Annotated in this window: 21 protein-coding genes and 1 other RNA gene; 11 read left to right on the top strand and 11 right to left on the bottom strand. The window is 50.3% G+C overall.

All coding sequences use genetic code 11. The features are described 5' to 3' along the window. Positions 1–6 precede the first annotated feature (6 nt). Positions 7–1,893, top strand: coding sequence for a DUF885 domain-containing protein (locus tag ACJJIS_RS15725; RefSeq protein WP_444906079.1), 1,887 nt, complete (start codon positions 7–9; stop codon positions 1,891–1,893). 224 nt (positions 1,894–2,117) lie between these two features. Here the strand turns inward: ACJJIS_RS15725 and ACJJIS_RS15730 are convergent, their stop codons facing one another. The 5 genes from ACJJIS_RS15730 to ACJJIS_RS15750 all read right to left on the bottom strand — a co-directional run bounded on the left by ACJJIS_RS15730 (position 2,118) and on the right by ACJJIS_RS15750 (position 7,751). Next, on the bottom strand, positions 2,118–2,513 hold the full coding sequence (locus ACJJIS_RS15730) for a cupin domain-containing protein (protein WP_282931686.1): 396 nt from the start codon (positions 2,511–2,513) through the stop codon (positions 2,118–2,120). Positions 2,514–2,785: 272 nt separating this feature from the next. Continuing rightward, entirely contained in the window at positions 2,786–4,603 is a 1,818-nt protein-coding gene (locus ACJJIS_RS15735) for a DUF885 domain-containing protein (protein ID WP_475708508.1), read from the bottom strand. Positions 4,604–4,730: 127 nt separating this feature from the next. Continuing rightward, complete coding sequence (locus tag ACJJIS_RS15740; RefSeq protein ID WP_444915818.1) at positions 4,731–5,663, bottom strand: universal stress protein; 933 nt, start codon at positions 5,661–5,663, stop codon at positions 4,731–4,733. 275 nt (positions 5,664–5,938) lie between these two features. Then, on the bottom strand, positions 5,939–6,652 hold the full coding sequence (gene hda / locus ACJJIS_RS15745; protein ID WP_282931683.1) for a DnaA regulatory inactivator Hda: 714 nt from the start codon (positions 6,650–6,652) through the stop codon (positions 5,939–5,941). Position 6,653: 1 nt separating this feature from the next. After that, the gene (locus ACJJIS_RS15750; RefSeq protein WP_282931682.1) at positions 6,654–7,751 is read right to left on the bottom strand and encodes a DUF2066 domain-containing protein; all 1,098 of its coding nucleotides are present in this window, start codon (positions 7,749–7,751) and stop codon (positions 6,654–6,656) included. Between the two features lie 277 nt (positions 7,752–8,028). On the opposite strand from ACJJIS_RS15750, the gene purM reads away from it, so the two are divergent. The 6 genes from purM to ACJJIS_RS15780 all read left to right on the top strand — a co-directional run bounded on the left by purM (position 8,029) and on the right by ACJJIS_RS15780 (position 14,787). Then, positions 8,029–9,090 carry a phosphoribosylformylglycinamidine cyclo-ligase gene (gene purM / locus ACJJIS_RS15755; protein ID WP_444906082.1) on the top strand — a complete coding sequence of 354 codons (1,062 nt, stop codon included), beginning with the start codon at positions 8,029–8,031 and terminating at the stop codon, positions 9,088–9,090. Beyond that, positions 9,090–9,734: a phosphoribosylglycinamide formyltransferase gene (gene purN / locus ACJJIS_RS15760; protein ID WP_444906083.1), complete on the top strand. Its 645-nt coding sequence runs from the start codon at positions 9,090–9,092 to the stop codon at positions 9,732–9,734. The genes purM and purN overlap by 1 nt, the downstream gene beginning before the upstream one ends. A gap of 101 nt (positions 9,735–9,835) precedes the next feature. Next, complete coding sequence (locus ACJJIS_RS15765; RefSeq protein WP_282931679.1) at positions 9,836–10,540, top strand: DUF3108 domain-containing protein; 705 nt, start codon at positions 9,836–9,838, stop codon at positions 10,538–10,540. Positions 10,541–10,784: 244 nt separating this feature from the next. After that, positions 10,785–12,188 (top strand): outer membrane protein transport protein, encoded by a 1,404-nt coding sequence (locus ACJJIS_RS15770; RefSeq protein WP_413664789.1) that lies wholly within the window; start codon positions 10,785–10,787, stop codon positions 12,186–12,188. 506 nt (positions 12,189–12,694) lie between these two features. Beyond that, the gene (locus ACJJIS_RS15775; protein ID WP_475708509.1) at positions 12,695–13,468 is read left to right on the top strand and encodes a type IV pili methyl-accepting chemotaxis transducer N-terminal domain-containing protein; all 774 of its coding nucleotides are present in this window, start codon (positions 12,695–12,697) and stop codon (positions 13,466–13,468) included. A 2-nt stretch (positions 13,469–13,470) separates the two neighbouring features. Further along, positions 13,471–14,787: a YlbE family protein gene (locus tag ACJJIS_RS15780; protein ID WP_444906086.1), complete on the top strand. Its 1,317-nt coding sequence runs from the start codon at positions 13,471–13,473 to the stop codon at positions 14,785–14,787. An 80-nt stretch (positions 14,788–14,867) separates the two neighbouring features. On the opposite strand, the gene ACJJIS_RS15785 is transcribed toward ACJJIS_RS15780, so the two are convergent. Together ACJJIS_RS15785 and ffs are read right to left on the bottom strand one after the other, a co-directional pair. Further along, positions 14,868–16,727 carry a M2 family metallopeptidase gene (locus ACJJIS_RS15785; protein ID WP_444906087.1) on the bottom strand — a complete coding sequence of 620 codons (1,860 nt, stop codon included), beginning with the start codon at positions 16,725–16,727 and terminating at the stop codon, positions 14,868–14,870. A 250-nt stretch (positions 16,728–16,977) separates the two neighbouring features. Then, positions 16,978–17,075, bottom strand: an RNA gene (gene ffs, locus ACJJIS_RS15790) — signal recognition particle sRNA small type. A gap of 134 nt (positions 17,076–17,209) precedes the next feature. Between ffs and ACJJIS_RS15795 the strand changes: the two genes are divergently transcribed. The 3 genes from ACJJIS_RS15795 to ACJJIS_RS15805 all read left to right on the top strand — a co-directional run bounded on the left by ACJJIS_RS15795 (position 17,210) and on the right by ACJJIS_RS15805 (position 20,455). Then, complete coding sequence (locus tag ACJJIS_RS15795; protein ID WP_475710364.1) at positions 17,210–18,070, top strand: 6-carboxytetrahydropterin synthase; 861 nt, start codon at positions 17,210–17,212, stop codon at positions 18,068–18,070. A 54-nt stretch (positions 18,071–18,124) separates the two neighbouring features. After that, the gene (locus ACJJIS_RS15800; protein WP_445354860.1) at positions 18,125–18,841 is read left to right on the top strand and encodes a 16S rRNA (uracil(1498)-N(3))-methyltransferase; all 717 of its coding nucleotides are present in this window, start codon (positions 18,125–18,127) and stop codon (positions 18,839–18,841) included. 258 nt (positions 18,842–19,099) lie between these two features. Continuing rightward, positions 19,100–20,455, top strand: a complete 1,356-nt coding sequence (locus tag ACJJIS_RS15805; RefSeq protein WP_475708511.1) for a substrate-binding domain-containing protein — start codon at positions 19,100–19,102, stop codon at positions 20,453–20,455. Positions 20,456–20,747: 292 nt separating this feature from the next. On the opposite strand, the gene ald is transcribed toward ACJJIS_RS15805, so the two are convergent. Continuing rightward, complete coding sequence (gene ald / locus ACJJIS_RS15810; protein ID WP_282931671.1) at positions 20,748–21,893, bottom strand: alanine dehydrogenase; 1,146 nt, start codon at positions 21,891–21,893, stop codon at positions 20,748–20,750. A gap of 195 nt (positions 21,894–22,088) precedes the next feature. On the opposite strand from ald, the gene ACJJIS_RS15815 reads away from it, so the two are divergent. After that, positions 22,089–22,574, top strand: a complete 486-nt coding sequence (locus tag ACJJIS_RS15815; RefSeq protein ID WP_282931670.1) for an Lrp/AsnC ligand binding domain-containing protein — start codon at positions 22,089–22,091, stop codon at positions 22,572–22,574. A 50-nt stretch (positions 22,575–22,624) separates the two neighbouring features. Here the strand turns inward: ACJJIS_RS15815 and ACJJIS_RS15820 are convergent, their stop codons facing one another. The 3 genes from ACJJIS_RS15820 to putP form a co-directional block, all read right to left on the bottom strand. Continuing rightward, positions 22,625–23,089: an Mpo1 family 2-hydroxy fatty acid dioxygenase gene (locus tag ACJJIS_RS15820; protein WP_444894669.1), complete on the bottom strand. Its 465-nt coding sequence runs from the start codon at positions 23,087–23,089 to the stop codon at positions 22,625–22,627. A 107-nt stretch (positions 23,090–23,196) separates the two neighbouring features. Further along, the gene (locus tag ACJJIS_RS15825) at positions 23,197–23,709 is read right to left on the bottom strand and encodes an O-acetyl-ADP-ribose deacetylase (protein ID WP_444894670.1); all 513 of its coding nucleotides are present in this window, start codon (positions 23,707–23,709) and stop codon (positions 23,197–23,199) included. A 152-nt stretch (positions 23,710–23,861) separates the two neighbouring features. Further along, positions 23,862–25,328 (bottom strand): sodium/proline symporter PutP, encoded by a 1,467-nt coding sequence (putP, locus tag ACJJIS_RS15830; RefSeq protein ID WP_444916373.1) that lies wholly within the window; start codon positions 25,326–25,328, stop codon positions 23,862–23,864. Positions 25,329–25,402: the final 74 nt, after the last annotated feature.

A 25,402-nucleotide genomic window follows, 5' to 3' on the forward strand; every position in this document is an offset into this window, starting at 1 on the left:
GTACTCATGAAGTTAAAAATAACTCTGATTGCAGCGGCAGTAAGCTCACTCATTCTCACAGGCTGCAACGACAGTACCAACAATGCGGATGCACAAAAGATTGCACCCTTAGAGGAAAGTGCACTTAATCAGCCACCTCCCCCGAAGGTCAGTAAAGAAATGAGCGAGGCCAGCAAGAAGGTCAATTTGCTGTTCGATAATTTCTTCCAGGAGCATCTAGACCGCAGCCCTGAATTTAAAACATTCTTGGGTCTGAAAGAGGAGTACGGCAAATGGAATGATCTAACTCCTGAATTTGCGCAAGAAACCCATGAAATTAATAAGCGTCAATTATCCGAGCTGAATAAAATTGATCCCGCTATACTGGATCGACCTACCCAACTTAATCTTCGACTGGCAAAACGCACGTTGCAACAAGAGATCGAAGCCTATAAGTGGCGAAATCATAATTACCCAGTCAACCAAATGTTCGCCATCCATACCGGCGCCGCTTCAACACTTATCAGCCAGCACCGTATCGATAACATCAGGGATGCCGAAGCTTATATTTCCCGATTAAATAGAATTCCCCAGTATTTCGCACAGCTGCAAGACCAACTGGAAGAAAAGGCCAAAGCTGGCACCACTATTCCAAAATTCGTTTTCCCCTATGTTATTGGAGATGCACAAAACCTAATTACTGGTGCTCCTTTTGATAGAAAAAAGGACAGCCCTCTATTTGCTGACTTTAAGGGAAAAGTAGAAAACCTCGATATCAGTAAAGAACAGAAAAAGTCCTTAATAGATAAAGCTAAAACAGCACTAAAAGACAACACTGGCCCCGCCTATAAAACCCTAATCGACTACCTGCAAGAGCTTGAGATACGCGCAACTACTGATGATGGCGCCTGGAAACTGGCAGATGGCAGTGACTTTTATAATTTTCGTCTCGGCTTTTACACTTCTACCGATATGACAGCCGAAGAAATTCATAGGATTGGCCTTGAAGAAGTGACTCGCATCCATGATGAGATGCGGGAAATTATGCGTAAAGTAAAATTCGAAGGTAAGTTGAAAAACTTCTTCGAATTTATGCGCACCGACCAGCAATTTTATTACCCGACCACTGAACAGGGGAAAGCTGCATATCTTGAGAAGGCTACTACCATTATCGATACCATGAAGGGTAGGCTGGACGAGTTATTTATCACCAAACCTAGAGCGGACCTCGATGTGAGAGCGGTAGAACCATTCCGGGAGAAATCTGCCGGTAAAGCTTTTTACCTGCAACCTGCTGCCGACGGATCACGCCCAGGCATCTACTATGCCAACCTCTACAACATGGACGATATGCCCAGTTACCAGATGGAAGCACTGGCATACCACGAGGGTATCCCCGGCCACCATATGCAGCTCTCTATCACACAGGAATTACAAGATATCCCTAAATTCCGCAAATATGGTCACTATACCGCCTATACCGAGGGTTGGGGCCTTTACTCTGAAATGGTGCCAAAAGAGATGGGACTCTACCAAGACCCCTACTCAGATTTTGGGCGCCTCGCCATGGAGTTGTGGCGAGCAGGACGCCTTGTAGTCGATACCGGAATTCACACCAAGAAGTGGACCCGAGAACAAGCCATACAATACCTGATGGAAAACACCCCTAATCCTGAGGGGGATGTGATTAAAGCAGTCGAGCGCTATATCGTATTACCCGGCCAGGCAACAGCCTACAAAATTGGCATGCTCAAAATTTTACAGCTCCGCGAGAAAGCCAAAAAAGAACTGGGAGAAAAGTTTGATATTCGCCAATTCCACAATGCAGTTCTGGCCAACGGCCCAGTACCACTGGATGCCCTGGAGGAAATTATTGACGAGTGGATAGCAAACACCAGAACTCCAAAAGTATAACTAAAAGGTTAAAACAGAATTAAAAAAGGCCACTATCTGTGGCCTTTTTTGTTTGAGCTATTAGTGAACACCTAACAATTCGAGAGCCAAATATACACGAGGACAAGCGATATACTTGGTTTACCTGCATTTTTAGAACCCTATAGCTCAAGGTTGAAAGCCCCAGCTAACAGCACGCACTCTTGTACTGCAAACCGCTGCAGCATGTAGAATGATCCTATTTCTTAAGTATCGCATGGCTTAGTGATACTGTGCTCAGTTGGCTGCGGGGTGATAGTCATAACTTTTACTTCGCTAGGTGTTTCAAATCGGTGCCAGATACCTTTTGGTATTACCAATATTTGCCCGGCTGATAATTCGTTCCGCTTCTCATCACCGTTAACGAGAAGAATTAGAGCTGTTTCCCCACCTATAACTTGAACAAACTCATCTCCATTGGTGTGTCTTTCCCACTCGCTATTCCCTGAATAGTGGGCTACGTATATTCCACCATCCCTATACTCGGACAATAAGGCAAATGCATCTTTAGCTTCCTCATCCGTTGTTTCGGGAGTTCTTCCTTTTAGAAATTTAACTCTAGAAAACCCATCATCTATCGTAATAGCTTTTGACTTCGGCACTTACCAACCCCTTACAAGTACTACTCTTACTACTGGGGTGGAAGGAAAGAATACACCGCACTCGAGACACGCTGTGAATACATCCCTGTAAGCTCTTAATCGGCATCCATGCCTCATAGGGTCCTAAGCGCGCTGTATTCTTCCCTTCTCCCTTTTTAGTTACTAAAACCACATAATCCGAGCACCTTCACCCTTTCTAGCGGTAAAGATACTCAAACTTTTAAGTTACTCTTTTGACGATCCTATAGCCGAATACTCTGCAAAAGTGAATCCTAACTCTTGTTGGTTGCTATCCACTGATCTACCTGCTGCTCCAACACTGCCAATGGCAAAGCGCCATTGGTGAGAACTACATTGTGGAACTGGCGGATATCAAACTGGCTACCAAGCGCTTCTTTAGCGCGTTCACGCAACTCAAGAATCTTCAGCATACCGGTTTTGTAGGCCAGTGCCTGACCGGGCCAAACCATATATCGCTCGATCTCGGTGGTGACTTCGGACTCAGTCATACCGGTCTTTTCCAGCATATACTCAATCGCTTGCTCGCGACTCCAGCGCTTATAGTGCATTCCAGTATCCACAACCAACCGCACAGCCCGGAACATTTCCGCCTGCAACCGACCCAAATCATCATAGGGGTTTTCCTGGAAACCGGCTTCTTTAGCAAGCTTCTCGGAGTACAGTGCCCACCCTTCCGAGTAAGCATTAAACAACCCCATTTTACGGAAAGTCGGCACACCTTTTAGCTCTTGTGCAATTGCCAACTGGAAGTGATGCCCAGGTACCGCTTCATGGTAAGCCAAGGTACGCATTCCAAACTTTTTGGTTTCATGAACATCCCGCAAGTTTGCATAAAATACCCCGGGGCGAGACCCGTCCATTGCTGGAGGGTTGTAGTAGGCTCCCGCCGAACCTTGCTCTTTAAACTCTGGGACTCGGCGCACCTCAACACCCATTTTGGGTTTTAAATCAAAATAGTCACCCAGGCCTGCATCAATTTCATCAATCATTACCTGGTAATCGGCAATAATTTTCTCCCGACCTAAATCTGAATCCTCATAAAGAAACTGGGGATCATTATTCAGTGCAGAGAAACGTTCGCTAATAGTGCCACTGGTTCTACCAACGGATGAAAAAATTTCATTCATTTCCGTTTCAATTCTTGCAACCTCTTCCAATCCAATACGATGGAGTTCCTCCGGTGCAATATCTGTACTGGTAAAGTTGCGTACCTGATAGGCATAGTAGGCATCCCCATCCGGCAATGCCCAAACACCATTGTTCTCTCCAACTTTTAACCGGAGAGTACTGAAATAATCGATTAGCCCTTGATACGCGGCGTAAACTTCTGTACCAATCAGCAACTCAGCTTGGCTGAGAATACCTTCCCGCTCCTGTTTATCCAACTTTTCAATTTTGTTAAGTCGCTCCAGTAATGAGGTATAAAGTATATTTTCTTTTACCGGCGCGGCGATAAAACCCTGCATTTCCTCTAAAACACTATCGACAACAAAGCGCGGGGGCAGGATATCTTTCTCTTCCCTTATCTTCAGACCATCCAGTAATTGATCAAACTTACGTCCGACCTCTCCCAGACGAGACAAGTAATAATCAGCTTCTTTTACATTGTTGATCTGATGTACTTCAGCGAGAAACTCCGGCAACCTATTCTGCTCACCCGACATTTGGTTAAGCGGGTAATCATGGTGCCTCCAGCGTTCAACTTCCGTCTTTATACTGAGAAGATGCTCTAACACATCATAGGAAATGGCCTGCTGCCCTTCCAAACTTTCGCGATCATAGCTGCGCAATACCGCCAGCTCGCTCTTCATCATTTCAATAACACGCAACTGCTCTTCTTCAGACAAATCATCGAGATGCGCATTGTGTCCATCAATTCCAAATTGTTCCAAAATTCTAATTTGTGAAAGGATTTCCGGACTGCTACTGCCGATTTTTATAAAGACACGCTCAAAAAATACATCTATAGACCAAGGCTTGAAATAAACTGCATTAATAGCAAAAGCAGAAACTGCCAAAACCCCCACGAAAAATAAGCCGCCAAACCATTTGGCAATAGTCTTAATCATTATATTTCTCCCGAATTCTTAGCTGTAATTTTGTCCCGGTATCAGGATCACCTCAACTCCCGCAGCAGAGAATTCCGATAGAGCGATCAGCGCAGGGGCCAAGCTGAATTAGACCCATAATTCACAACTATTTTATCGGCGATACAAAGTCACTGGGCTTCAGAGCCAGCAGGGAGCAACTGACCTTCTGCAATATATTCTCTGCAGTATTCCCCATAATGAAACCGGGAATACCCGCCCGTCCAACAGTGCCCATAACCAGCAAGTCGAGACCTTCTTCATCAATCAGCAATGGAATAAAGTTATCTGGATGGGCAACCACATGGTGAATACGTGTTTCCCCCTCAATTCCGGATGCACGTATCAATACATCGAGCTTTGATCGGTGCTGGGCCCGCGCTGATTCAGTGGCCTCATCCAACTCTTCCTCAGAAGCGCTCAAGGGAAAATGGCGCCGCAAGTATTCATCGATATCGAAGTCCCAACAGGAAATAATATTTAACACCCCACTGCAACTGTCAGCGAGTACTCGCGACCAGCGCAACAACCGGATCGCCAAGTCATAAGTGCTGCCATCCTCGCATTCAGGGTCGAGAGCTACAGCCACCTGAATCTTGTTGCGATGTTCCTTGATTGGGCGGCACAGCCATACCGGGCAGGGACACTTTCGCAGCAGATCCATATCCATTGCCTTGAAGCCCTTAAGCTGGCTGCGACCCTCAACATTCTTGATCACCAGGTCATAGCCCTCAGCCAATACCCGGCGGATCACCCGCTCGGCAGGTCGGGCACCACAATCTGACTCAATCTCCAAGTTGGTCCTTTCCGCCGATAACTCCATATGTACGCGGGCCGACTCAATTTCCCTCCTGACCCTATCAAGCATTGTCCTCACACAGAGCCGACTAAACTCCTCAAACCCTTCCGGCACCTTCGGACAGACCAGTAAAACCTTTATCTCCGCCTGATGATTGCGCGCCACTGCAAAAGCCTGCATGAGTCCACTGCTTTCATCCTCAGCAGCATGGCTGACATACAGGATTTTATGAATGTTTGGCATAACGCTGCCCTCAACCAGAGACATTTGGGAGCAAACAGGGGCAAGACTCACCATAAACCCACTCGCTGCCTCAAATTGGTATCGTGAGCAGAGCAGATTTCACACGAAAATACACAGGTGAAGGAGATGGCGCAGGAGTAGATAGGGGAAGGTGGAGTGAGTAAACACCAACCTTAATAGACGGAAAAAGCGTCTAGTGTCGCTAAAACACAAGGCAGAGGAGCCCAAATGAGCTCAGGAGACTAAAGCAGGTCGGCCAGAGCCCGGTGCTGGGGTCAGATATCCAAAACCTGCTTAACAAAAGGAATGGTGATTTTACGCTTAGCCATAAGTGAAGCCCGGTCCAGCTCCTCCAGACACAGAAAGAGTGCTCGAGTATCCCTCGGGGCGCGGTGCAATATGTACTGGGCCACATCTTCCGGCAGGTCAAAACCGCGCAGGCGGCTGCGACGGCGCAGGGCGGCAACTTTATCGCTGTCATTCAGGGTTTTGAGCTGGAATACCAGGGACCAGTGCAGGCGTGACTGCAAATCAGCCAGGGCAATATCCATACCGCGGGGTGACTTGCGAGCCCCCATTAATAATTGCCTGCCGCCATCCTTAACTCGGTTATAGAGATGGAAAATAGCGGTCTGCCACTCGGGCTGCCCCTCCAACAAATGAACGTCATCTATACAGACAAGGTCCAGGCGTTCGAGTCCGTCGAGAATAACAGCCGGGTCCATATTCATTAGGTCTGCGAGAGGGAGATAATGGAAAGAGCGACCATTGGCCTCTGCGCACTGACAAGCAGACTGAAGCAAGTGGCTAATACCACTACCCGCCTCACCCCAAATGTAAATTACAGACTCGGGATTCTCGCCACTGGCAAAAGACTGCAGCAGGGCAACTACCTGTCGATTTGGATCTGAATCCGACAGGTAGAAGTTATCAAAAGTGGCGTCATCCCGCAGGGATACCCCCAGCGGCAATTGTTGCGGAATACTCATCTCAATCCCAGTGATAGCGCAACGGATTCTCAGCGCTGCCCAAGGGTGAACGGTATCCATTCAGGTTAATGGCGTCTCCGTCCGCTTGTGCTCGCAATTTATGGTTTAGAGCCAGGGTATCACGCAAATTGCTCAACCCTGCCGAAGTGACCAGTGCCAGGCGCATTCGGTCCCCTTCAACAGAGAGCAGGTTAGCACTGCTGACCTGTGCCAACCCCTGTAGATAACCAGATGCCTTGGCATAATCAGCAAAACTGTCGATACCAGACAACTCAACAATCACCGCGCCTAACTGATTGTCCTGGCCATTCGGGGACACCGCATAGCGCTGAGCGAGAATATTGGCCAGTTGGTTAACGCCGCGCAGAGCGACCTCTTCCAGCGAACCTCCGGCAGTATCGAAGGCATAGCTGCGACCGCCGTGAATTAGCAACCAATCTGCCTGCCAGCGATGGCCCGAAGCTTGAAGCACCCGGCCCATCAAAGTGGCATCGGGGCTATAGCGAAAGCCCGCCTTCTCAGCTGCCTGCTCATCCTGGGCCCAGAGAGCTCCCAAAGGCATATTGCGCTGGTCATTGAGATCCATTACCGGGAAATCCAGGGGGACACCGCGCTCGATAGCCATTGCCTCAAGTACAGAGAAGAGCTCCGGGGTCGCTTCTTCACTCAGAGCACTGCGGCCCTCTTGCAGGGTATCTACTGCAAGCCACACCAAAGTGCCGGGGCGATTGTTAGGCCACATGGGCAAGTTCATTTGATTAACTTGCCGGGAGATCGCTTGGGGATCAAAGGAAAGGTGCAAGTAGAGCTGATTGTCCTCACGGGTATAGCGATACCCTTGAACAAACTGCTGTGCATTTTTTAATATCGGCTGCACATTTGGGTTACTACCGACAGCGGCATCTCCCGTAACACGTACGAACACCCGTTCCAGGCCGCGACTTCCGGCTGCTGCACGATCCGTGGCTCCGCGACTCGACACAGCCTCGACAACTTCGTACAAATCCGAGATGACTCGAGCTTGGACCGGTAGGGCTAGAACACTGATGATCAGAGCCAGCAACTGCAACACCAATCCCTGCCGGAGCAGCTTGTGCATAGGACTTCTCTCCAAACCTCTTATTTTCCGCCCCTGAGCTTGCAGAAATTATTATCGATGTGCAAGACGCCAGATTTTAGGGCGGACTAAAAATTGCGGCTATTGTATCAGCGTCAGACGTTTCTCTCAGCCCCGAGTTCTCACTATCGGAGTGATTTCACAGTTCAAATGGTGAGAAAATGCCGAAATCCCCCTTCGAGATGCCGTCTGGGCGTGGCTCCCGAGGCAAGACCCAGATAGAATACGCGCCCTTCGAATACCCACCGCAGGAAGAATCATGAGCGATTCCAAGCCGCAATCTACGCAAACATCCCTCTCTTATAAAGATGCCGGTGTCGATATCGACGCAGGTAATGCACTGGTAGAGCGCATCAAAAATGTCGCCAAACGCACATCCCGCCCCGAGGTAATGGGCGGACTGGGCGGATTCGGCGCCCTGTGTGAACTTCCAAGCGGCTATAAAGAGCCGGTTTTGGTTTCCGGCACCGACGGTGTAGGTACCAAGTTACGCCTGGCAATGGACTTGGGCATTCACGACAGCATCGGTATCGATCTTGTCGCCATGTGTGTGAATGACCTGATCGTAGCAGGAGCTGAACCCCTCTTCTTCCTCGACTATTACGCAACCGGCAAACTCAATGTCGATATTGCTGCAGAAGTAGTTACCGGCATTGGCAAAGGCTGTGAGCTGTCAGGCTGCGCACTGGTCGGCGGCGAGACCGCCGAAATGCCCGGCATGTACGAAGGCGACGATTATGACCTGGCAGGCTTCTGCACCGGTGTCGTAGAAAAATCTGAAATCATCGACGGCAGCAAAGTTAAAGCTGGCGACGTATTGATCGGCCTGGCCTCCAGTGGCCCCCACTCCAATGGCTACTCCCTGATCCGCAAGGTTCTAGAAGTCAGCGGTGCCGATCTCCAGCAGGACATCGGCGGTGAAACCCTGGCCAAAGCGTTGATGGCCCCGACCCGTATTTACGTTAAAAACCTGCTGCAATTAATGAAGAGCTTCCAGGTGAATGCGCTAAGCCATATCACTGGCGGCGGCTTACTGGAAAACCTGCCCCGCGTACTGCCCGAAGGCTGCAGCGCGCGTATTGATGTCACCAGCTGGGAAATGCCTCCTGTATTTAATTGGCTGCGTGATGCAGGCAATATCGATAGCCGCGAAATGTACCGCACGTTTAACTGCGGTGTTGGCATGGTTATTTGCGTGCCTGCAGAGCAATCCGAGTCGGCACTATCCGCTCTCAAGCAAATGGGCGAAGACGCCTTTGTCGTTGGCACTATCGAAGATGCCAAAGAAGGGGCGGAAGCAGTAGAGCTGGCGGGGCTGTAATGTCTTGTAGAGTTGCCGTATTAATCTCCGGTAGTGGCAGCAACCTGCAGGCTCTGCTGGATGCCGCCGCACAAGAGGACGCGCCTTTTTCCGTGACTGCAGTTGTCAGCAATAAGGCAGATGCCTATGGGCTGACTCGCGCAGAACAGGCAGGCGTTCCCACCTCTGTGGTGGATCACCGGGATTTCTCCAGCAGAGAAACCTTCGATCACGCCTTGATCGAAGAGATCGACAAGTGCAAACCAGATTTGGTTGTACTGGCTGGGTTTATGCGTATTTTGACACCCGACTTTGTGCGCCACTACAACGGCCGCCTGATCAACATTCACCCCTCCTTACTGCCGAAGTACCAGGGCCTGCATACCCATAAGCGGGCACTGGAAGCCGGGGACAAAGAACACGGCGTAACCGTGCATTTTGTCACCGAGGAACTCGATGGCGGACCACCTATCGTCCAAGCCATTGTTCCTATTAAGGAGGGAGACACTCCAGAGCTACTGGCAAAGCGAGTGCAGGTTCAAGAACACATCATTTACCCCATGGCAGTTACCTGGTTTGCTCAACAGCGCCTGCAAATGGCAGATGATCGAGTTCAGCTGGATGGTGAATTACTACCTCACCACGGGGTTCAGGTTTCCGCATAAAACCAGCCCTTGATAGCTGGCGGGGTAAAAGTCCTTCAATGTACTTTGCGCGCCTCGCCAGCTAGTATTCAAAAGGGTTCAGTTTTTTGTGGGATATCACAGTGCGCCTTTTTGCTACCTCTCTGTTTCTTTTTTTAATTACCGGCCAGGCAATTGCTGCTGAGCTGGAACCTTTCAAAGCCACCTACGCCGCCCGATTTAATGGGATCAGCATTACCGCCACTCGGGAATTGTCCGGACAGGACGGCAACTGGCGCCTGGACTTCGATAGCAGCGCCCTTTTTGCCAGTATTAAAGAGTACTCTCGCTTTACCAGCCAGGATGGCCATATCACCCCCCAACATTACGAATATCGCCGCAAAGGCCTTGGTCGAAATCGCGCCACGGTGCTTAATTTCGAACCGTCAAAAGGTATGATCTTTAACGTCCATAATCCGGAGCGGGATCTCAAAGACGCCCCACCCAATATTCTTGACAAGGTGAGCTATCAAATCCAACTGGCACTCGATGTCGCCGCTGGAAAAACAGACCTTCAATACAAAGTTGCCGACGGCAAAAAAATTCGCGATTACAAATTCAGTCAAGTTGGCACTGAAACCCTAAAAACACCTCTGGGTCCGGTGGAGACAATTAAAGTCGCTCGAGTGAGAGATAAAGACTCAGGAAGAGAGACAACTGTCTGGATCGCACCGCAATGGAACTACGCTTTGGTGAAACTTATCCAAAGAGAAGAAAATGGCAAAAGGTATCAAATCAACCTGACAAATTTATCCATCAACGGCGAAAAAGTCGCTGCCAGCCAATAAATGGCCACATTTTCGACTGATGAAAAAAAATCCGTCGACTTGGATAGATTTTTGTCCCCATTGTCTTTATAAAGTCACTCCTCTCCCTCACTAGGGCAATGACGTATTGCTAGACTTTTTAGTAAGGGATTTGCTACGGAAGTGGAAGGTACTTATATAAGTCTAAAGGCCTTCCTGCCATGGCAGAGTTTATTCCAACCTGTTTATGGCTTTCAGTAATCAGCAGACTTAGAGATGGGTTCTCATGAATAAAAAATACCTGCGACACGCAGTTCTGGCCGCAGCTATCAGCTCCGTTTCCCAAGGCGCTATGGCTGCAGGTTTCTACTTGCAGGAAACCAGTGCAACAGGCCTTGGCCGCGCATTTGCTGCCGAAAACACTATCGGCGACAACGCTGCGATTCTGGCGCGCAACCCAGCCGGTTCAGCACTATTCAATACTTACACCATTTCTCTTGGTGCGACTTACGTTGACCCCGAAATCGATGTTGATGGTGATGTCACCTACTACGTCGGCAGTGAGGAAACTGGCTACCTGGGATTCGAAACTCCCGCGAGTGCCAAAGACTACGCCACCAGCGCAGTAATCCCCAACGGCTACCTGGCCGCCCCGATCAATGATGAGTGGTCCTGGGGCCTGGCCATGTACACCGACTTTGGCCTGGAAACTGATTTCCCGGACAACTTCCCCGCAACTACGATCGCTAACAAAACCTCTCTGCTGACTGTAAACATCCAGCCATCTGTTGCTTACGATTTTAACGATCAATTCAGCATTGGCCTGGCAGCGAATATTTTCTACGTTGATGCAGAACTGAACACCACCTTCCCCGATGACTTCCTGATCGGTGACGTTGTAGCACCCGCCTTTGGATTTAACCCCTCCGGCGCCACCGTGTTGGACGTAAAAGGGGATGCCTGGGACCTGAGCTGGACCATCGGCGGCCTGTGGCGCATCAGCGACAACACTCGCGCAGGTATTTCTTACCACGCTAAGTACGACCCCAAAATTAAGGGTGAAGTAAGCTCCGACATCGCTCCGAGCCCGCTGGATTCATTTGACGATACTTCCGGCAACCTGACCCTGAACCTGCCTGACACCCTGGAACTGGGCTTCTACCACCGCTTCAACAATAACTGGGGTGTGGCAGTAGGCTACATGTGGACCAACTGGGACCGTTTCGAGCGCCTCGAAGCCTTTATCCCCTCCGCTGGTGAAGACTACAACCCGCTTCTACTGAAAGAAGAAAATTTCCAAAGCGGCTCTCGTTTCAGTATCGGTGGTGAATACTATCGCAATGACGAGTGGACCTTCCGCTTTGGTTACGCTTACGATCAAGGCGCTGCCCGCGACGGCTTGAACCGCCATGAAACCGAAGAACTCTCAGAACTGGTAGGCGAAGACCTTCCGATTACCTGGCGTACCCTGTCTATTCCCGACACTGATCGCCAGTGGCTGACTGTTGGCGGCACCTACTCACTGACTGACAAACTCACTGTTGATGGCGCTTTCGCCTACATCTGGGGTGATGACGAAGTTATCCAGGAAGCTAACAACATTAACGACTCCCTGATTACCTACTTCGATGGTGGCACCACCAAAACCGAAGCTTACCTGTTCAGCTTGGCTCTGAATTACCAGTTCTAAGTCACCTTAGATCTGATGAAAAGAAGGCTCTACCCCTTGTAGGGCCTTTTTTATTTCCAGCTATTATCCTCCTCACCTAAGCCTCTATTAACCCCACAACAATCCACTCCCCAGAAAACTCCCCCTCACCCCCGATCCAAATACCACCAAAGCGTTAACACTGAAAAAAAGGGTTAGATATCTCCATCCTTAAATTTGATATAAGGAACGTCAAATCCTAAAACCAGATGAGTTTGCAAAATCATATTTCCTAACAACGTATTTAAATTATTTATTTTTGCTCAATCAATGGAATTCGGAGCTTATTTGTTTAACTTATCAATATTGTTCAAAATCGCCTTATTCAGAAAGCAGCACCTATAAGCTCACATCACTGTTACTCAAGGACCTCTGAATAACTCCGTAATACCTCTGCGACCTCTCATTAACCGAGAGGGCTCACGCATGCATTGCAAACATAAAACCCACTTAAATTGTGAAGTAAGTCAAACTACAAGAGTAAAATCATGAAGTTGTCAGCAGTATTTATCTTGTTAATTTTAAGCCTGGATGTCGCAGCTTTCTCTATGGGAGACGCCATCAATACGGCTGGCCGACAGAGAATGCTATCCCAACGCATCACCCAAACTTACATCTTGCGTGGCATTCAACCGGATGCAGAACGCCACGAAAAGGTATTTGCCCGATCAATTCACGAATTTAAAAAGAATCACGAGAAACTAAATAATTTTCATGGCGCAGAAAAGATCAGAGCTCAACTTGTTAAAGTTGAAAGAGAATGGAAAGCGTTTGAGTCTGTCGCCTCACAACCCGTCAATAAACAAAGTGCCAGCGAATTATTTAAGCGCAGCAACTCCCTTCTTTCTGCTGCCCACACCTATGTGGTCCAATTCCAACAAGTCGCCAATCACAACAGCGCCGAGCTCATTAATATCGCCGGCCGCCAGCGTATGCTCTCCCAGAGAATCGCCAAGAACTACGCTGCTAAACTTTGGGAAGTATCCTTGGATGATGCCGAAACCGGATTGCAAGAAGATCTTTCTGACTATTCCAATCGACTAAACCAACTACTGGAGAGCCCCCTCAATACACCAGAGATCAATGGCAACCTACGAAAGGCAAAAGACCACCTAAATTATGCCAGCCGGGGGTTTGAGGGAAACATGAAAATATCTGAAAAGCGCCAAATTCAGGTGATCACCGGCACCACGGATCTGATGCTACGCAATATGAACATCATTACTCAACAATACGCCGAATTGTTAAATTCACAGGAGTAGCAATGAGAACGGACATTGAGTTCAGGCCCAGCACAGAAAAAATCTTGCACGAACTGGCCGACCCTGATTTCCAAGCTCTTAATCAACAGGCTAATGATGAAACGGTCAAGCGCATGAAGCAGGCCACTCCGGTATTAATCGGCATAGGCAAGGCCGGAGATAATATACCTGGCATGCGCAAGAACTTAATGCTCCACGCCGGCCCTCCAATAACCTGGCAGCGGGCATCCGGGCCATTAAAGGGCGCCATTATTGCCGGCCTGATTTATGAAGGGCTGGCAAAGAATAAAGCTGAGGCTGAAAAAATTATGGCCGAAGGCGGGGTGGACCTGGAGCCCTGCCACGATCACAGTGCCGTTGGACCAATGGCGGGTATTATCACCTACTCAATGTCGGTTTATATCGTAGAAGACAAGGTAACCGGGTATCGAGCTTACTCCAATCTCAGCGACGATCGAGGTGACAACCGGGGAAGCTCGATGCGATTCGGTGTCTATGACCAAGATGCAATCGACCAACTTCACTGGATAGAAAATCATATAGCTCCAGTCCTCGATCAAGTGATCAAAGAGCAAGGCGGTATCGATTTCCTGCCCATTATCGGCAGAAGCTTACTGATGGGTGATGACTGCCACCTGATGACGAATGCAGCCACATTACTACTTTCCGGAATCATATTACCGGGCATCATCAAAAACTGTACGAACAAACACGATATTGAAAAAATATCGACTCAAATCTATCAGGACGGCTCCTTTTCCCTAAACCCTATTATGGCCACCTGTAAAGCTGTAGCCGACGCAGGAAGTGGTATTCCCCATAGCAGTATCATCACCACAATGGCCCGCAATGGAACAGAGTTTGGGATCAAGGTCTCTGGTCTTGGAAACACTTGGTTTACTGGAATTGCAGGAGTAGGACACGGGCAATTAGTACAGGGCGTTACCCCAGCAGATGTCAACAGGGACATGGGAGACAGCGCGATTACCGAAACAGTGGGACTGGGTGGCACCGTCAGGTCTATTTCCGGCTCCAGTGTAGAAACGGTCAACAACACATTGCAGATGTATAACCTTTCCCATTCAGAGAGTGACACCTTCCTCACTCCAGGAATTGATGACAGGGGTCCACCCTTGGGCTTTGATCTACTGAAAATCATCAAGGCAAATATTACACCAACCATTAACTCCAGCTTGGCGAACAAAACCATGAACCGCTATATGGCGGGAATTGGGTCTCTTCGTCCTCCGATGGAAGCCTTCACCAAGGCTGCCGCAAGCTTCTTAAAAGAGGAAGAGAAACAAACCAAACTACATTAGAAACGAGACTGCCAGCCAAAAAAAGGGGGCAAAGCCCCCTTCTTCATTTAGCTTCAAAAATAAAGCTAAGACTCTTCAGACTACCAACCGCACTGACGCCCTTGGTTCTGCTCTTCCAGGTACGCCATCAGCGGCTGGAAGTAATCGATAATGGCGGAAGCATCCAGGTCGCGCTGACCAGTGAGCGCTTCCATAGCATCCGGCCAGGGCTTGCTTGCACCCATTGCCAACATAGCGCGCAGCTTCTTACCAGCCTCATCATTCTGGTAGATGGAGCAGCGGTGCAGCGGTCCGGTTTCACCAGCGGCTTCACACAGCGCGCGGTGGAATTGGAACTGCTGGATACGCGCCAGGAAGTAGCGAGCGTAAGGCGTATTACCGGGGATATGGTACTTGGCACCCGGATCGAAGTTCTCTTCGGAGCGCTCTACCGGAGCGGCAATGCCCTGGTAATCTTCACGCAGTTTCCACCAGGCTTTGTTGTAGTCTTCCGGCTTCACCTCACCGTTAAATACCTGCCAACGCCATTTATCAACGAGCAGACCAAATGGCAGGAAGGCAATCTTATCCAGTGCCTGCTGCATCAGGTAACCGATATCTTTACTCTCATCCGGCACCTCATTCATCAAACCGATTTCCTTGAGGTACTTCGGCGTGATGGAAAGCGCGATGGTGTCGCCAACAGCTTCGTGGAAACCGTCGTTAGCGCCATTTTTATAGAGGAAAGGTTGATCTTTATAGATGCGCTGGTAGAAGTTGTGGCCCAACTCGTGGTGGATGGTAACCAGGTCTTCACCCGTTTTATTGATACACATCTTGATGCGGAGATCGTCCTGCCCGTCCATATTCCAGGCGCTGGCATGACAAACTACATCGCGATCGCGTGGCTGGGTGAACTGGGAGCGCTCCCAGAAAGTTTCCGGTAGAGGCTTAAAGCCCAGGGAGGTGAAGAACTTCTCCCCCACTTTAACCATGTCTTTTTCACTCATGCCGGAATCAACCACCAGCTGAGTCAGATCATAGGGCGCCTGCATGTCATCGTCTTTGACTATGTCATAGACGTTACCCCACTCCTGGGCCCACATATTACCCAGCAAGTGCGCAGGGATTTTACCCTGAGCCGGCACTACGTCATCGCCGTAATGCTCATTCAACTTGGCGCGAACATGGCAGTGCAAAGCTTCGTACAACGGCTTCACTTTACCCCACTGGGTATCCATATCCGCAGCAAAGGCATCCGGAGCCATATCGTATTTGGAGCGCCAGAAAACACTCAGGTTGTCATAACCCAATTCTTTGGTGCCGGCATTACCAATCTCCACCTGGCGCTCATATAGAGGCTTCATGGGAGGAGAAACTTTACGCCAACCAACCCACAAATCCTTAAGCAATTCAGGATCGCGATTAGTCGCCATCACCTGCCCCATCTCGGTCAGGGTATAGCACTTTTCTTCACCAGCATCTTCGCGGCAGTATTTACCGGCACCGTACATGCCCTGCATTTTTGAGCCAATTTGCGCCAGCTCAGAAGTTAATGCCGGATCTTTCGGCGCGGGAAAAACCAAACCCTGCTTCAACATGGTCAACTGGCGACGGGTATCAGGGTCCAGGTCCAAGTCGTTAAATTTGGCGGCCTCTGAAGCCAGCTCCACGGCCAGGGTGGTGTATCGCTCTGAAGCCAAAGCTTCTACGTATTGGGAATCAATATTGATATAGGTAGAAGCAAGCCAAGCGGCATGGCTTGCCTCTTGTCCCATTTTTTCCATGCGAGCCTGGGCATCTTTTAAGAAAGCTTGCGCATCTTTGACTGTCAGCTGGGAATTATCAGCTGGGCTTTCCGCAGTCGCCTGGGCTACACCAACCGGTTTTACCGCTTGCTGCCCACTGTCACAGGCAGACAGTGCAACGGCAACCGCTATCGAGAGAGCAACTTTTTTCATTTTCTCCTCAAGAATCATTTTTAGATCTGCTTATAGTTGACGCCGTTTATAGCATAAGCCCCACACAATCAGCGACGACGAGGCCGAAGATCGAGCCAGATCGACACAAAATCCCCTTTTATATCGTCTTTGCGGGAAAAAATTTGGTGAGGAAAAGAGCAAAAACCCAGGATACGGTCGAGCAAAACACTCTCAACGGGGAATTTCAGGGGATGATTTTTGAAACAAAGAAGGGAGAGATTGGAGGCAGCCCAACCAGCAACACCCTCGGCACATGATACCACTGCTACCGTTGCTCCCTTCCGGGCCTGGCGGAGTTCACAGCTGCTCATTGCGAGGGGACCGGGAGGGCCGCCACAACGATCTTCGGTGTCAGTGCATCCGAAGAGGGCGCGATTATAGAGGCATAAACGAATAAGATCCAGCCCTATTAACAGGTTATAATGAACGACTACTATCTCACCCCCTGCAAAGAGTTACTCATGCACTTGTTTGTCGATAATTTAACCAACGTTGACTTCAGCTACCTCGACTCAAAACGAGGCATCGTAGGCGAGACCTGGCTGGCAAACGCAGCCCTTGATGGCGCCTTGGATGAACAGGGGATGGTTTGCGACTTTGGAATAGTGAAAAAGACCCTGAGGCATTGGCTGGATGATCAAGTCGACCACCGCCTCCTGGTACCTACCCGCTCACCCCAACTGACCCTGGAGCACAGTGGAGACCAGGTTAACCTGACCTGGCTACTGGAAAACGGGGCCTCTATTAAAGTGTCAGGTCCGGAACAAGCTTTTGCCTTAGTGGACGCCGAGGTAATTACTCCTGAGAGCGTCGCCGTCTGGTGTGTCCAGCAGCTGGCCAGCCACTTCCCCGATAGCGTGGAGAAGCTCAAGCTCAGCTTCCACTGTGAAGTCATTGAAGATGCTTTCTACCACTACAGCCATGGCCTGAAAAAACACCTTGGCAACTGCCAGCGTATCGCCCATGGACACCGTTCACGTATTCAGGTCATGACGGGTGGCCAACGCGATACAGAGCTGGAAAAGTACTGGGCTGAGCGCTGGGAAGATATCTACCTGGGCACTCGCGAGGATCTGGTTTCAACAACTGCCGATGATCGCGGTGAGGAAATGCATAACTTTGCTTACAGTGCACAACAGGGAAACTTCACCCTGTCCATCCCTGCCAAAGTTTGTGAAATTCTTGACTGTGATACCACGGTGGAGCAGTTGGCCCAATATATCGCCAACACCCTGGCGGCAAAAGAACCGGGGAAAGCGATTACCGTAAGAGCCTACGAAGGAATTGGCAAAGGCGCGATTGCTTCAGCTCAAACCAGCTAGCCCAGCCCCATAGCATCGACACCATTATAAATTGAAGTACCAAGGCGCCCGACTTTGAACCTGATTGTTTTACAAAAGCACGACTTTATTAGTCCCAATCGCGTCCGCCTTAGTGGACGCCAGCTGGAGCATATCACCAAGGTTCACAGAGCAGCACCGGGACAACAACTTCGTGTCGGAATGCTCGACGGGCAAATAGGTAGTGGCGAGATTGTTAAACTCGACGAGAAGTGCGTTGAGCTTGAAGTGGCATTCGCAATTGATCCGCCCCAGCCATTACCTCTCACACTTATTTTGGCCCTGCCTCGCCCCAAAATGCTCAAGAGGGTTATCCAGCACCTAACAGCACTCGGGGTCAAAAAACTGGTTTTAATTAATAGTTACCGGGTCGAAAAATCTTACTGGCAAACTCCCTGGTTGCAGGAAGACAAACTCTTTGAGCAATGTTTGCTCGGACTAGAGCAGGCTGTCGATACGCAAATGCCGGAAATTCTGTTGCGCAAACGCTTTAAACCGTTTGTCGAAGACGAACTCCCTTCCCTTTCCAGTGACTCCCGTAAACTGGTGGCTCATCCAGTAGGGGGAACGGCTTGCCCTGTGGACATAAAGCAACCGACCACTTTAGCCATTGGCCCTGAAGGCGGCTTTATCAGTTATGAAGTCGAGAAACTCCAGGAAGCAGGTTTTCAATCCGTTCACCTGGGGCCACGTATTTTACGGGTAGAAACTGCACTCCCAGTGCTAATTAGCCGGTTATTTCCCGCGTTTTAAATTATCGGGCTTTACGAGGCTCTGATGCATATCCACAGTAGCCTCTGAGTACTTACCTGACTTATTGCTTTTTAAACGTGGAGCAAGCTTTTACGAAAGCTTAACTACCCATACTTCAATTGTTCAAATAACCCCCAGTAAAGTTACCTATGTCTTGCGATGAGACATTTGCACAATTCAGCAATCAATATTTCATCAATTTGTCACAATTAAGTCATATTTTGCGCCCTCGTTTTACCACCTTACGGTCGAATTACTATGAGCGTATTCTTAAGCCGGCTAAAGCAAACCCTTACCTTCCTTCTTCTTGGGGTGTCCTTGGCTGCTGCAACTTCTACAGCCCAAACCCATTTCCCTCCCGATACAACAGGCCTGCTTTTTACTCTACACGGCTCCAATACTGTCGGTGCAAAGCTGGCGCCCAACCTGGTGAGTGATTACCTGGAATCCCGAGGTGGCAGTAATCTGGAGGTTATTCCTCTAGAGAAAGAAAATGAGGTTCGAGTACAGGGGGATCTCGGTGGCAATAAAATTTATGTCGATATTGCGGCACACGGTTCAAGCACTGGATTTAAAGGCCTTGAACGGTCCCAGGCCAATATCGCCATGGCTTCGCGACCAATAAAAGATGCTGAGCACGCAGCCCTGAGTCGCTTTGGAGATATGCGCGATCAAGGTGCAGAACATGTTATTGCTATCGATGGACTCGCCATTATTGTTCACCCTAAAAACCCCATTACTCAATTAACCCTGCAACAAATAGCAGCAATATTTTCCGGGAAAATTACCGACTGGTCTGAAGTGGGCGGGCGGAAAGGTCGTATCAAAGTTCTGGCGAGAGATAATCAGTCCGGCACCTGGGATACGTTTAAAAGCTTGGTGCTCGGGAAAAAGCACTCCCTTATTACTAATGCAAAACGCTTCGAATCGAATGATCAATTGTCAGACCGTGTTTCGGCGAATCCCAACAGTATTGGATTTGTCGGCTTGGCGTCTATTCGACGAGCCAAGGCCGTATCGGTATCTGACCAGAACACCCAACCGCAAGCTCCAGAGCATCTGACAATCGCAACCGAGGATTACCCCCTCTCCCGCCGCCTTTTTCTCTATACCGCTGCTTACGGTTTAAAACCCGTCGCCGAAGAGTTCCTGCACTTTGTGCAGAGCGAGCAGGGGCAGGAGCTGGTAAAGGCCACTGGATTTGTCGCGCAGACGCCAATCGGTGTAAAACCTGAAGCCAACCGGGATGGGCCCAGCGAATACCTGAAATTAACGGAAAATGCAGAGCGCCTGAGCATTAACTTCCGTTTCTCTGAAGGCAGCGCCTCTTTAGATAACAAGGCAAAACAGGATATACAGCGACTTGTCCGCTTTATGCAAAAGCCTGAGAACAGCCACAAGCGACTGCTATTGATCGGGTTTGGCGATGAGAAAGTCAGTGAGGGGCGTTCAATCGTTTTATCAAAACTACGCGCAGTTACCGTTCGCTCTGCTCTAAGGGATCACCAGATTAATACAGCACCGGTTCAGGGCTTTGGTGCCTATCTGCCGGTAGCCTCCAACAGCTCCAGCTCAAAGATAAAAAATCGCCGGGTAGAAATCTGGGTTATTTAACCCTAGCCCCAAACCCCTCTCCCTCGTGAGGCGACAAGGAAGTCCCTCAGCACCCTTTCTGTTTTTCCTTCTCCGCTTCCCCAGTTTTTCCTTAAACAACACATCCAGCTTTTTCTAAAGCATAAATAACGCGCATAAAAAAGCCGCGTAAATACGCGGCTATCAATTAGTGGCTATGCCACCAGGTCTCACAGAGAGGAACGCAAAGAGCGCTCCGGGGGAAACTTCCCAACAACAAGCGCGTTACCGCTTATTTACAATGCGGCCGCCCGCAGGCGGCCACCGGGGGCAATTAAGCTACAGCGTCTTCCGCTACGGCTTGTTTTTGCAGAGCCAATTTGGGATCTACAAACTCGTAACCCAGTACGTCGGCTACGGCTTGGTAGGTCACCATGCCAGCGTGAACATTCAAGCCTTCCAGCAGGTTGGAATCGTCCAACAATGCCTGCTTGGCGCCTTTGTTTGCCAGGGCTACCGCGTAAGGCAGGGTGGCATTGTTCAGGGCCATAGTAGAGGTGCGAGCTACACCGCCGGGCATATTGGCAACACAGTAGTGAACCACACCATCAACTACGTAAGTAGGCTCTTGGTGAGTAGTCGCCTTGGAAGTCTCGAAACAACCGCCCTGGTCAATAGCAACGTCAGCTACAACTGCGCCTTTCTTCATACGGCTGATAATGTCGCGAGTCAGCAGTTTGGGGGCTGCCGCGCCAGGAATCAGAACCGCACCAACAACCAGGTCAGCTTCCAGTGCGTGCTTTTCAATAGCATCGTTGGTGGAGTACTCAGTGCGAACCGCACCACCGAAAATATCGTCCAACTGACGCAGACGCGGCAGGGAACGGTCGAGGATAGTAACGTCAGCACCCATACCCAGGGCCATCTTCGCTGCGTTAGTACCAACAACACCGCCACCGATAATCAGGACTTTAGCGGGAGCTACACCGGGAACACCGCCGAGCAGTACGCCGAGACCACCCTGGGCTTTTTCCAGGTGGTGGGCACCACACTGTACAGACATACGACCGGCAACTTCAGACATAGGCGCCAGCAGGGGCAGGCCACCGAAGCGGTCGGTTACAGTTTCATAAGCGATGCAGGTAGCGCCAGATTTCACCAGCAGCTCAGTTTGTTTGGGGTCTGGAGCCAGGTGCAGATAGGTGTACAGAACCTGCCCAGGGCGCAGCATTTCGCACTCGTGGGGCTGGGGCTCTTTTACCTTGACGATCATATCGGCAGTGGCAAAAATCTCTTCCGGAGTATCGATAATCTTGGCGCCGGCTTGAACGTACATCTCGTCGGGGAAACCAATAGCGGCACCACCATCCTTCTGTACAATCACTTCGTGGCCGTGGCCAACCAGTTCGCGAACACTCGACGGCGTCAGGCCAATACGATACTCGTGGTTCTTAATCTCTTTAGGGACGCCAATCAACATTTTCCTTCTCCTCGCTCTGTGCGCTCGGTACTGCCTTAATCAAATAGGAGTACCTAATTTCTATGTTTTCCCCAGTATAAGAACAGATAAGAAGTGGATATTTAGTAGATTTTTGATAAAACTAGTGGAATCCACTACACAACCAGTCGGCAAGTCTACTTTTTGACCATGTCGACCAATTCGGAGTCAGCAGTTATGCGCAAACGTGCGGGAGAGCTAAGCACTATCGACCGGAACATATTGCGTGTTCTACAAAAGAATGGACGAACCAGCTATGCAGAGCTGGCCCGGCAGGTAGGTCTGACCGCGACCCCCTGCGTCGAACGGGTCAAACGCCTAGAAAGTGACAACGTCATTCAGGGCTACACCGCCCTGATCAACCCGGAGTACCTCGATGCTGCCCTGGTCGTTTTTGTGCAGATCAGACTGAATCGATCCGCACAGGATGCCTTTGAGGAATTTCGCAACGCCGTGGCCGCCCTGCCTGAAGTGCAGGAGTGTTACCTGGTATCCGGGAATTTCGATTACTTGATCAAAGCCCGGGTGGCGGATATGAGTGCCTACCGCAAGTTCTACGGCGAAACGCTTTTGACACTGCCGGAAGTGCAGGAGTGCACCAGCTATGTGGTGATGGAAGAAGTTAAAGAGACACTGGAAGTACCGGTCCACTACAACCGGTAGCGGGATTGATCGATGAGTGGCCGCAGCCACTCATCTGCATAAACCGGCAATCAGTATTGAATGCCCAGTTTCCGGTAAATAAAACCAATCACCCAGGCGGGGCCGATCAACAGGAATTGTAAGTCCTTAAAGAAAGAGGGTTTCTTGCCTTCGATATGGTGGCCAATAAATTGGAACACCCACATGATCACAAATAGGGCCAGTGCCGTCTGCCAGATAGGCACCCCCAGCCGCTCCAATACCGACCAAGCCCACAAACACAGAACAGTTAATCCCGTCATTCCCAGGGCAATGGGAAACGACATCGCGAAATAAAACAGAAGAATCGGGATTGTCACCACGACAGCCCAGTTCAGCCAGGGAATTGTCGCCATAAAGTCCGGCTGCGGAACTGCCCACAAAAGTCCGGCCACAGTTGCATAAATTACGGGAACAGCAATCCAATGAATGGATTTGTTGATCGGATTCTGATGACTCTCACCATACTCGGAAAACCACTGCTGGGCACTGCGCATGACAATCTCCTCATTCTTATATTGTTATTGTCAGAGCAATAATAATCCCCAACCCATGGATATCAATCAATGGCCGAAAATACCACGAGGCCTACAAAGCGTGGCTTTTAGCGCCTAACGTAGGCATCCAACTGGGATAGATAGAGATCCGCCATCGATTTTTCGAAACAACAGAATACAACCTGCTGCGGTGCCCCCTCCTTCTCCTGGAATTGCTGTACCTGCTCTACAGCCACCTCTACGGCCAGCTCCGGGGGATAATCGTAGATACCGCAACTGATCGCAGGAAAAGCGATTGAGCGCATGTTTTCGCGCCGAGCCAATGCCAGGCAGTGTCGATAACAGCTGGAGAGCAGCTCGGGCTCACCCAAACTGCCGCCGCGCCAAACCGGCCCAACTGTGTGGTAGATACGTTTTACGGGAATGGAATAAGCGCCAGTGGCGCGCACTTCACCAACAGGACAACCGCCCAGACTGCGGCAGGCCTCCAGTAGATTGGGCCCCGCTGCGCGGTGTATGGCCCCATCGACACCACCGCCTCCCAAGAGACGGCTGTTGGCAGCATTGACGATTACATCGACGTGCAATCGAGTGATATCACCGAGATGAACTTTGATCACTCAGCATCTCCAACCGCTATTTGAATAATTGCTGCGGATGGAAATCCATTTCACTTCACAACAGTCGCACCTTTGCCAGAGATGCGTCCCTAGCGCGGCTGGTCTGTCTCGGCCCGAGCGAGTCGCTCGGGCTCAAGTCCTGCCCTGCCCCCTCAACCAAGCAACTTGCGGTGCTGTGAGGCAACGGCTTCCGGGCACTTCGTCAGCGCGCTCACTAACACGATAGCAGCTGAAGAGAAAACAAAACCCGGCAACAGCTCATAAACATCAAAAATGCCACCGGAGAGTTGCTCCCACACCACAACGGTGAGGCCGCCAACGATAACACCGGCAATAGCACCACTACCGGTCATACGGGACCAGTAGAGACTGATCAACAACGCCGGGCCAAAAGCAGCGCCCAGACCAGCCCAGGCGTAACTCACCACATCCAGAACCTTGGAATTCGGGTCCATCGCAATCCACACAGCGACCAGTGATAAAGCAACCACAGCCCAGCGCCCCACTTTCACCATGGCTTCCGGGGTGGTCTCACGCCCAAACCAAACGTGGTAAATATCCTCCGCCAGTGCAGCCGAGGACACCAACAGCTGGGAATCTGCCGTACTCATAATGGCAGATAGAATCGCCGCCAAAAGAACACCGGCAACTAGCGGGTGGAACAGCACCTGCACCATTTCCATAAACACAGTCTCGCCATCCGGCAGGCTCTGCTGGATTTCCAGGTGGGCAAACAGGCCTACCGCCATTGCACCCAAGAAACCGGCCAGGGACCAAACCGCCGCTACTGTCGCCGCAACCGGAATATCGTTAGGGCTGCGCACCGCCATAAATCGCGCCAAGATATGCGGCTGGCCGAAGTAGCCCAATCCCCAGGCAAGAGAGCTGAGTATCGCCACCAGGCTTAATGTTTGCCCGGTGTTATCAGTCATCCAGTGGGTCAGCTGTGGCATCTCCGTTTGCAGGCGAGTCCAGCTGGCGGAAAAACCGCCCTGGTCAGAAATAACAACGAGAGGCACCGCAATCAGCGCCGCACTCATCAGCAGCCCCTGGAACACATCGGTCCAGGACACCGCCAAAAACCCGCCAAACAGGGTGTAAGAAATAACGGCAACCGCACCGATAATCACCGCCCAGCGATAATCCCAGCCAAACACCGTTTCAAACAATTTGCCGCCGGCAATCAGGCCCGAAGCTACATAGAAAAGGAAAAATAACAGAATGAATATCGCGCAGACGGTGCGCAGATAGGGGTGCCCCATCTTAAACCGACGATCCAGATAAGCTGGCACTGTCAGGGAGTCGTCCAGCTCATAGGTGTAGATGCGCAGGCGCCGGCCCATTGTCACCCAGCTCAGAACGATGCCGGAGAAAAGGCCAATTGCGATCCAACCGGCAGAGAGCCCCGCTGCGTAGGCCGCACCAGGCAAACCCAGAAGCAGCCAGCCACTCATATCCGAGGCTCCGGCAGACAGGGCCGCCACAGCCGGCGGCAGGGAACGGCCACCGAGGAAATAGTCGCTGGCATTTTTCGTACGCATGTAGGCGTAAATACCGATAACAACAATCAACGCCAAATAGGCGACAAAAGTAAGGGCGATCAGCCACTCGGCGGCCATAAGGGATTCCTTCTGATCAAAGTGGGGTGGTACTTGGCGCGGGAATAGTCTGCGTTTTCCTGCTCAATTTTTCA

The sequence above is a fragment of the Microbulbifer maximicatervae (SeqCode) genome, assembly GCF_056231245.1.

Excerpts from the sequence above, each read along its gene's own strand:
- ACJJIS_RS15725 (WP_444906079.1), top strand. The coding sequence starts at position 7 with ATGAAGTTAAAAATAACTCTGATTGCAGCGGCAGTAAGCTCACTCATT.
- ACJJIS_RS15735 (WP_475708508.1), bottom strand. The coding sequence starts at position 4,603 with ATGATTAAGACTATTGCCAAATGGTTTGGCGGCTTATTTTTCGTGGGG.
- ACJJIS_RS15740 (WP_444915818.1), bottom strand. The coding sequence starts at position 5,663 with ATGCCAAACATTCATAAAATCCTGTATGTCAGCCATGCTGCTGAGGAT.
- hda (WP_282931683.1), bottom strand. The coding sequence starts at position 6,652 with ATGAGTATTCCGCAACAATTGCCGCTGGGGGTATCCCTGCGGGATGAC.
- ACJJIS_RS15750 (WP_282931682.1), bottom strand. The coding sequence starts at position 7,751 with ATGCACAAGCTGCTCCGGCAGGGATTGGTGTTGCAGTTGCTGGCTCTG.
- purM (WP_444906082.1), top strand. The coding sequence starts at position 8,029 with ATGAGCGATTCCAAGCCGCAATCTACGCAAACATCCCTCTCTTATAAA.
- purN (WP_444906083.1), top strand. The coding sequence starts at position 9,090 with ATGTCTTGTAGAGTTGCCGTATTAATCTCCGGTAGTGGCAGCAACCTG.
- ACJJIS_RS15770 (WP_413664789.1), top strand. The coding sequence starts at position 10,785 with ATGAATAAAAAATACCTGCGACACGCAGTTCTGGCCGCAGCTATCAGC.
- ACJJIS_RS15775 (WP_475708509.1), top strand. The coding sequence starts at position 12,695 with ATGAAGTTGTCAGCAGTATTTATCTTGTTAATTTTAAGCCTGGATGTC.
- ACJJIS_RS15780 (WP_444906086.1), top strand. The coding sequence starts at position 13,471 with ATGAGAACGGACATTGAGTTCAGGCCCAGCACAGAAAAAATCTTGCAC.
- ACJJIS_RS15785 (WP_444906087.1), bottom strand. The coding sequence starts at position 16,727 with ATGAAAAAAGTTGCTCTCTCGATAGCGGTTGCCGTTGCACTGTCTGCC.
- ACJJIS_RS15795 (WP_475710364.1), top strand. The coding sequence starts at position 17,210 with ATGCACTTGTTTGTCGATAATTTAACCAACGTTGACTTCAGCTACCTC.
- ACJJIS_RS15805 (WP_475708511.1), top strand. The coding sequence starts at position 19,100 with ATGAGCGTATTCTTAAGCCGGCTAAAGCAAACCCTTACCTTCCTTCTT.
- ald (WP_282931671.1), bottom strand. The coding sequence starts at position 21,893 with ATGTTGATTGGCGTCCCTAAAGAGATTAAGAACCACGAGTATCGTATT.
- ACJJIS_RS15815 (WP_282931670.1), top strand. The coding sequence starts at position 22,089 with ATGCGCAAACGTGCGGGAGAGCTAAGCACTATCGACCGGAACATATTG.
- ACJJIS_RS15820 (WP_444894669.1), bottom strand. The coding sequence starts at position 23,089 with ATGCGCAGTGCCCAGCAGTGGTTTTCCGAGTATGGTGAGAGTCATCAG.
- putP (WP_444916373.1), bottom strand. The coding sequence starts at position 25,328 with ATGGCCGCCGAGTGGCTGATCGCCCTTACTTTTGTCGCCTATTTGGCG.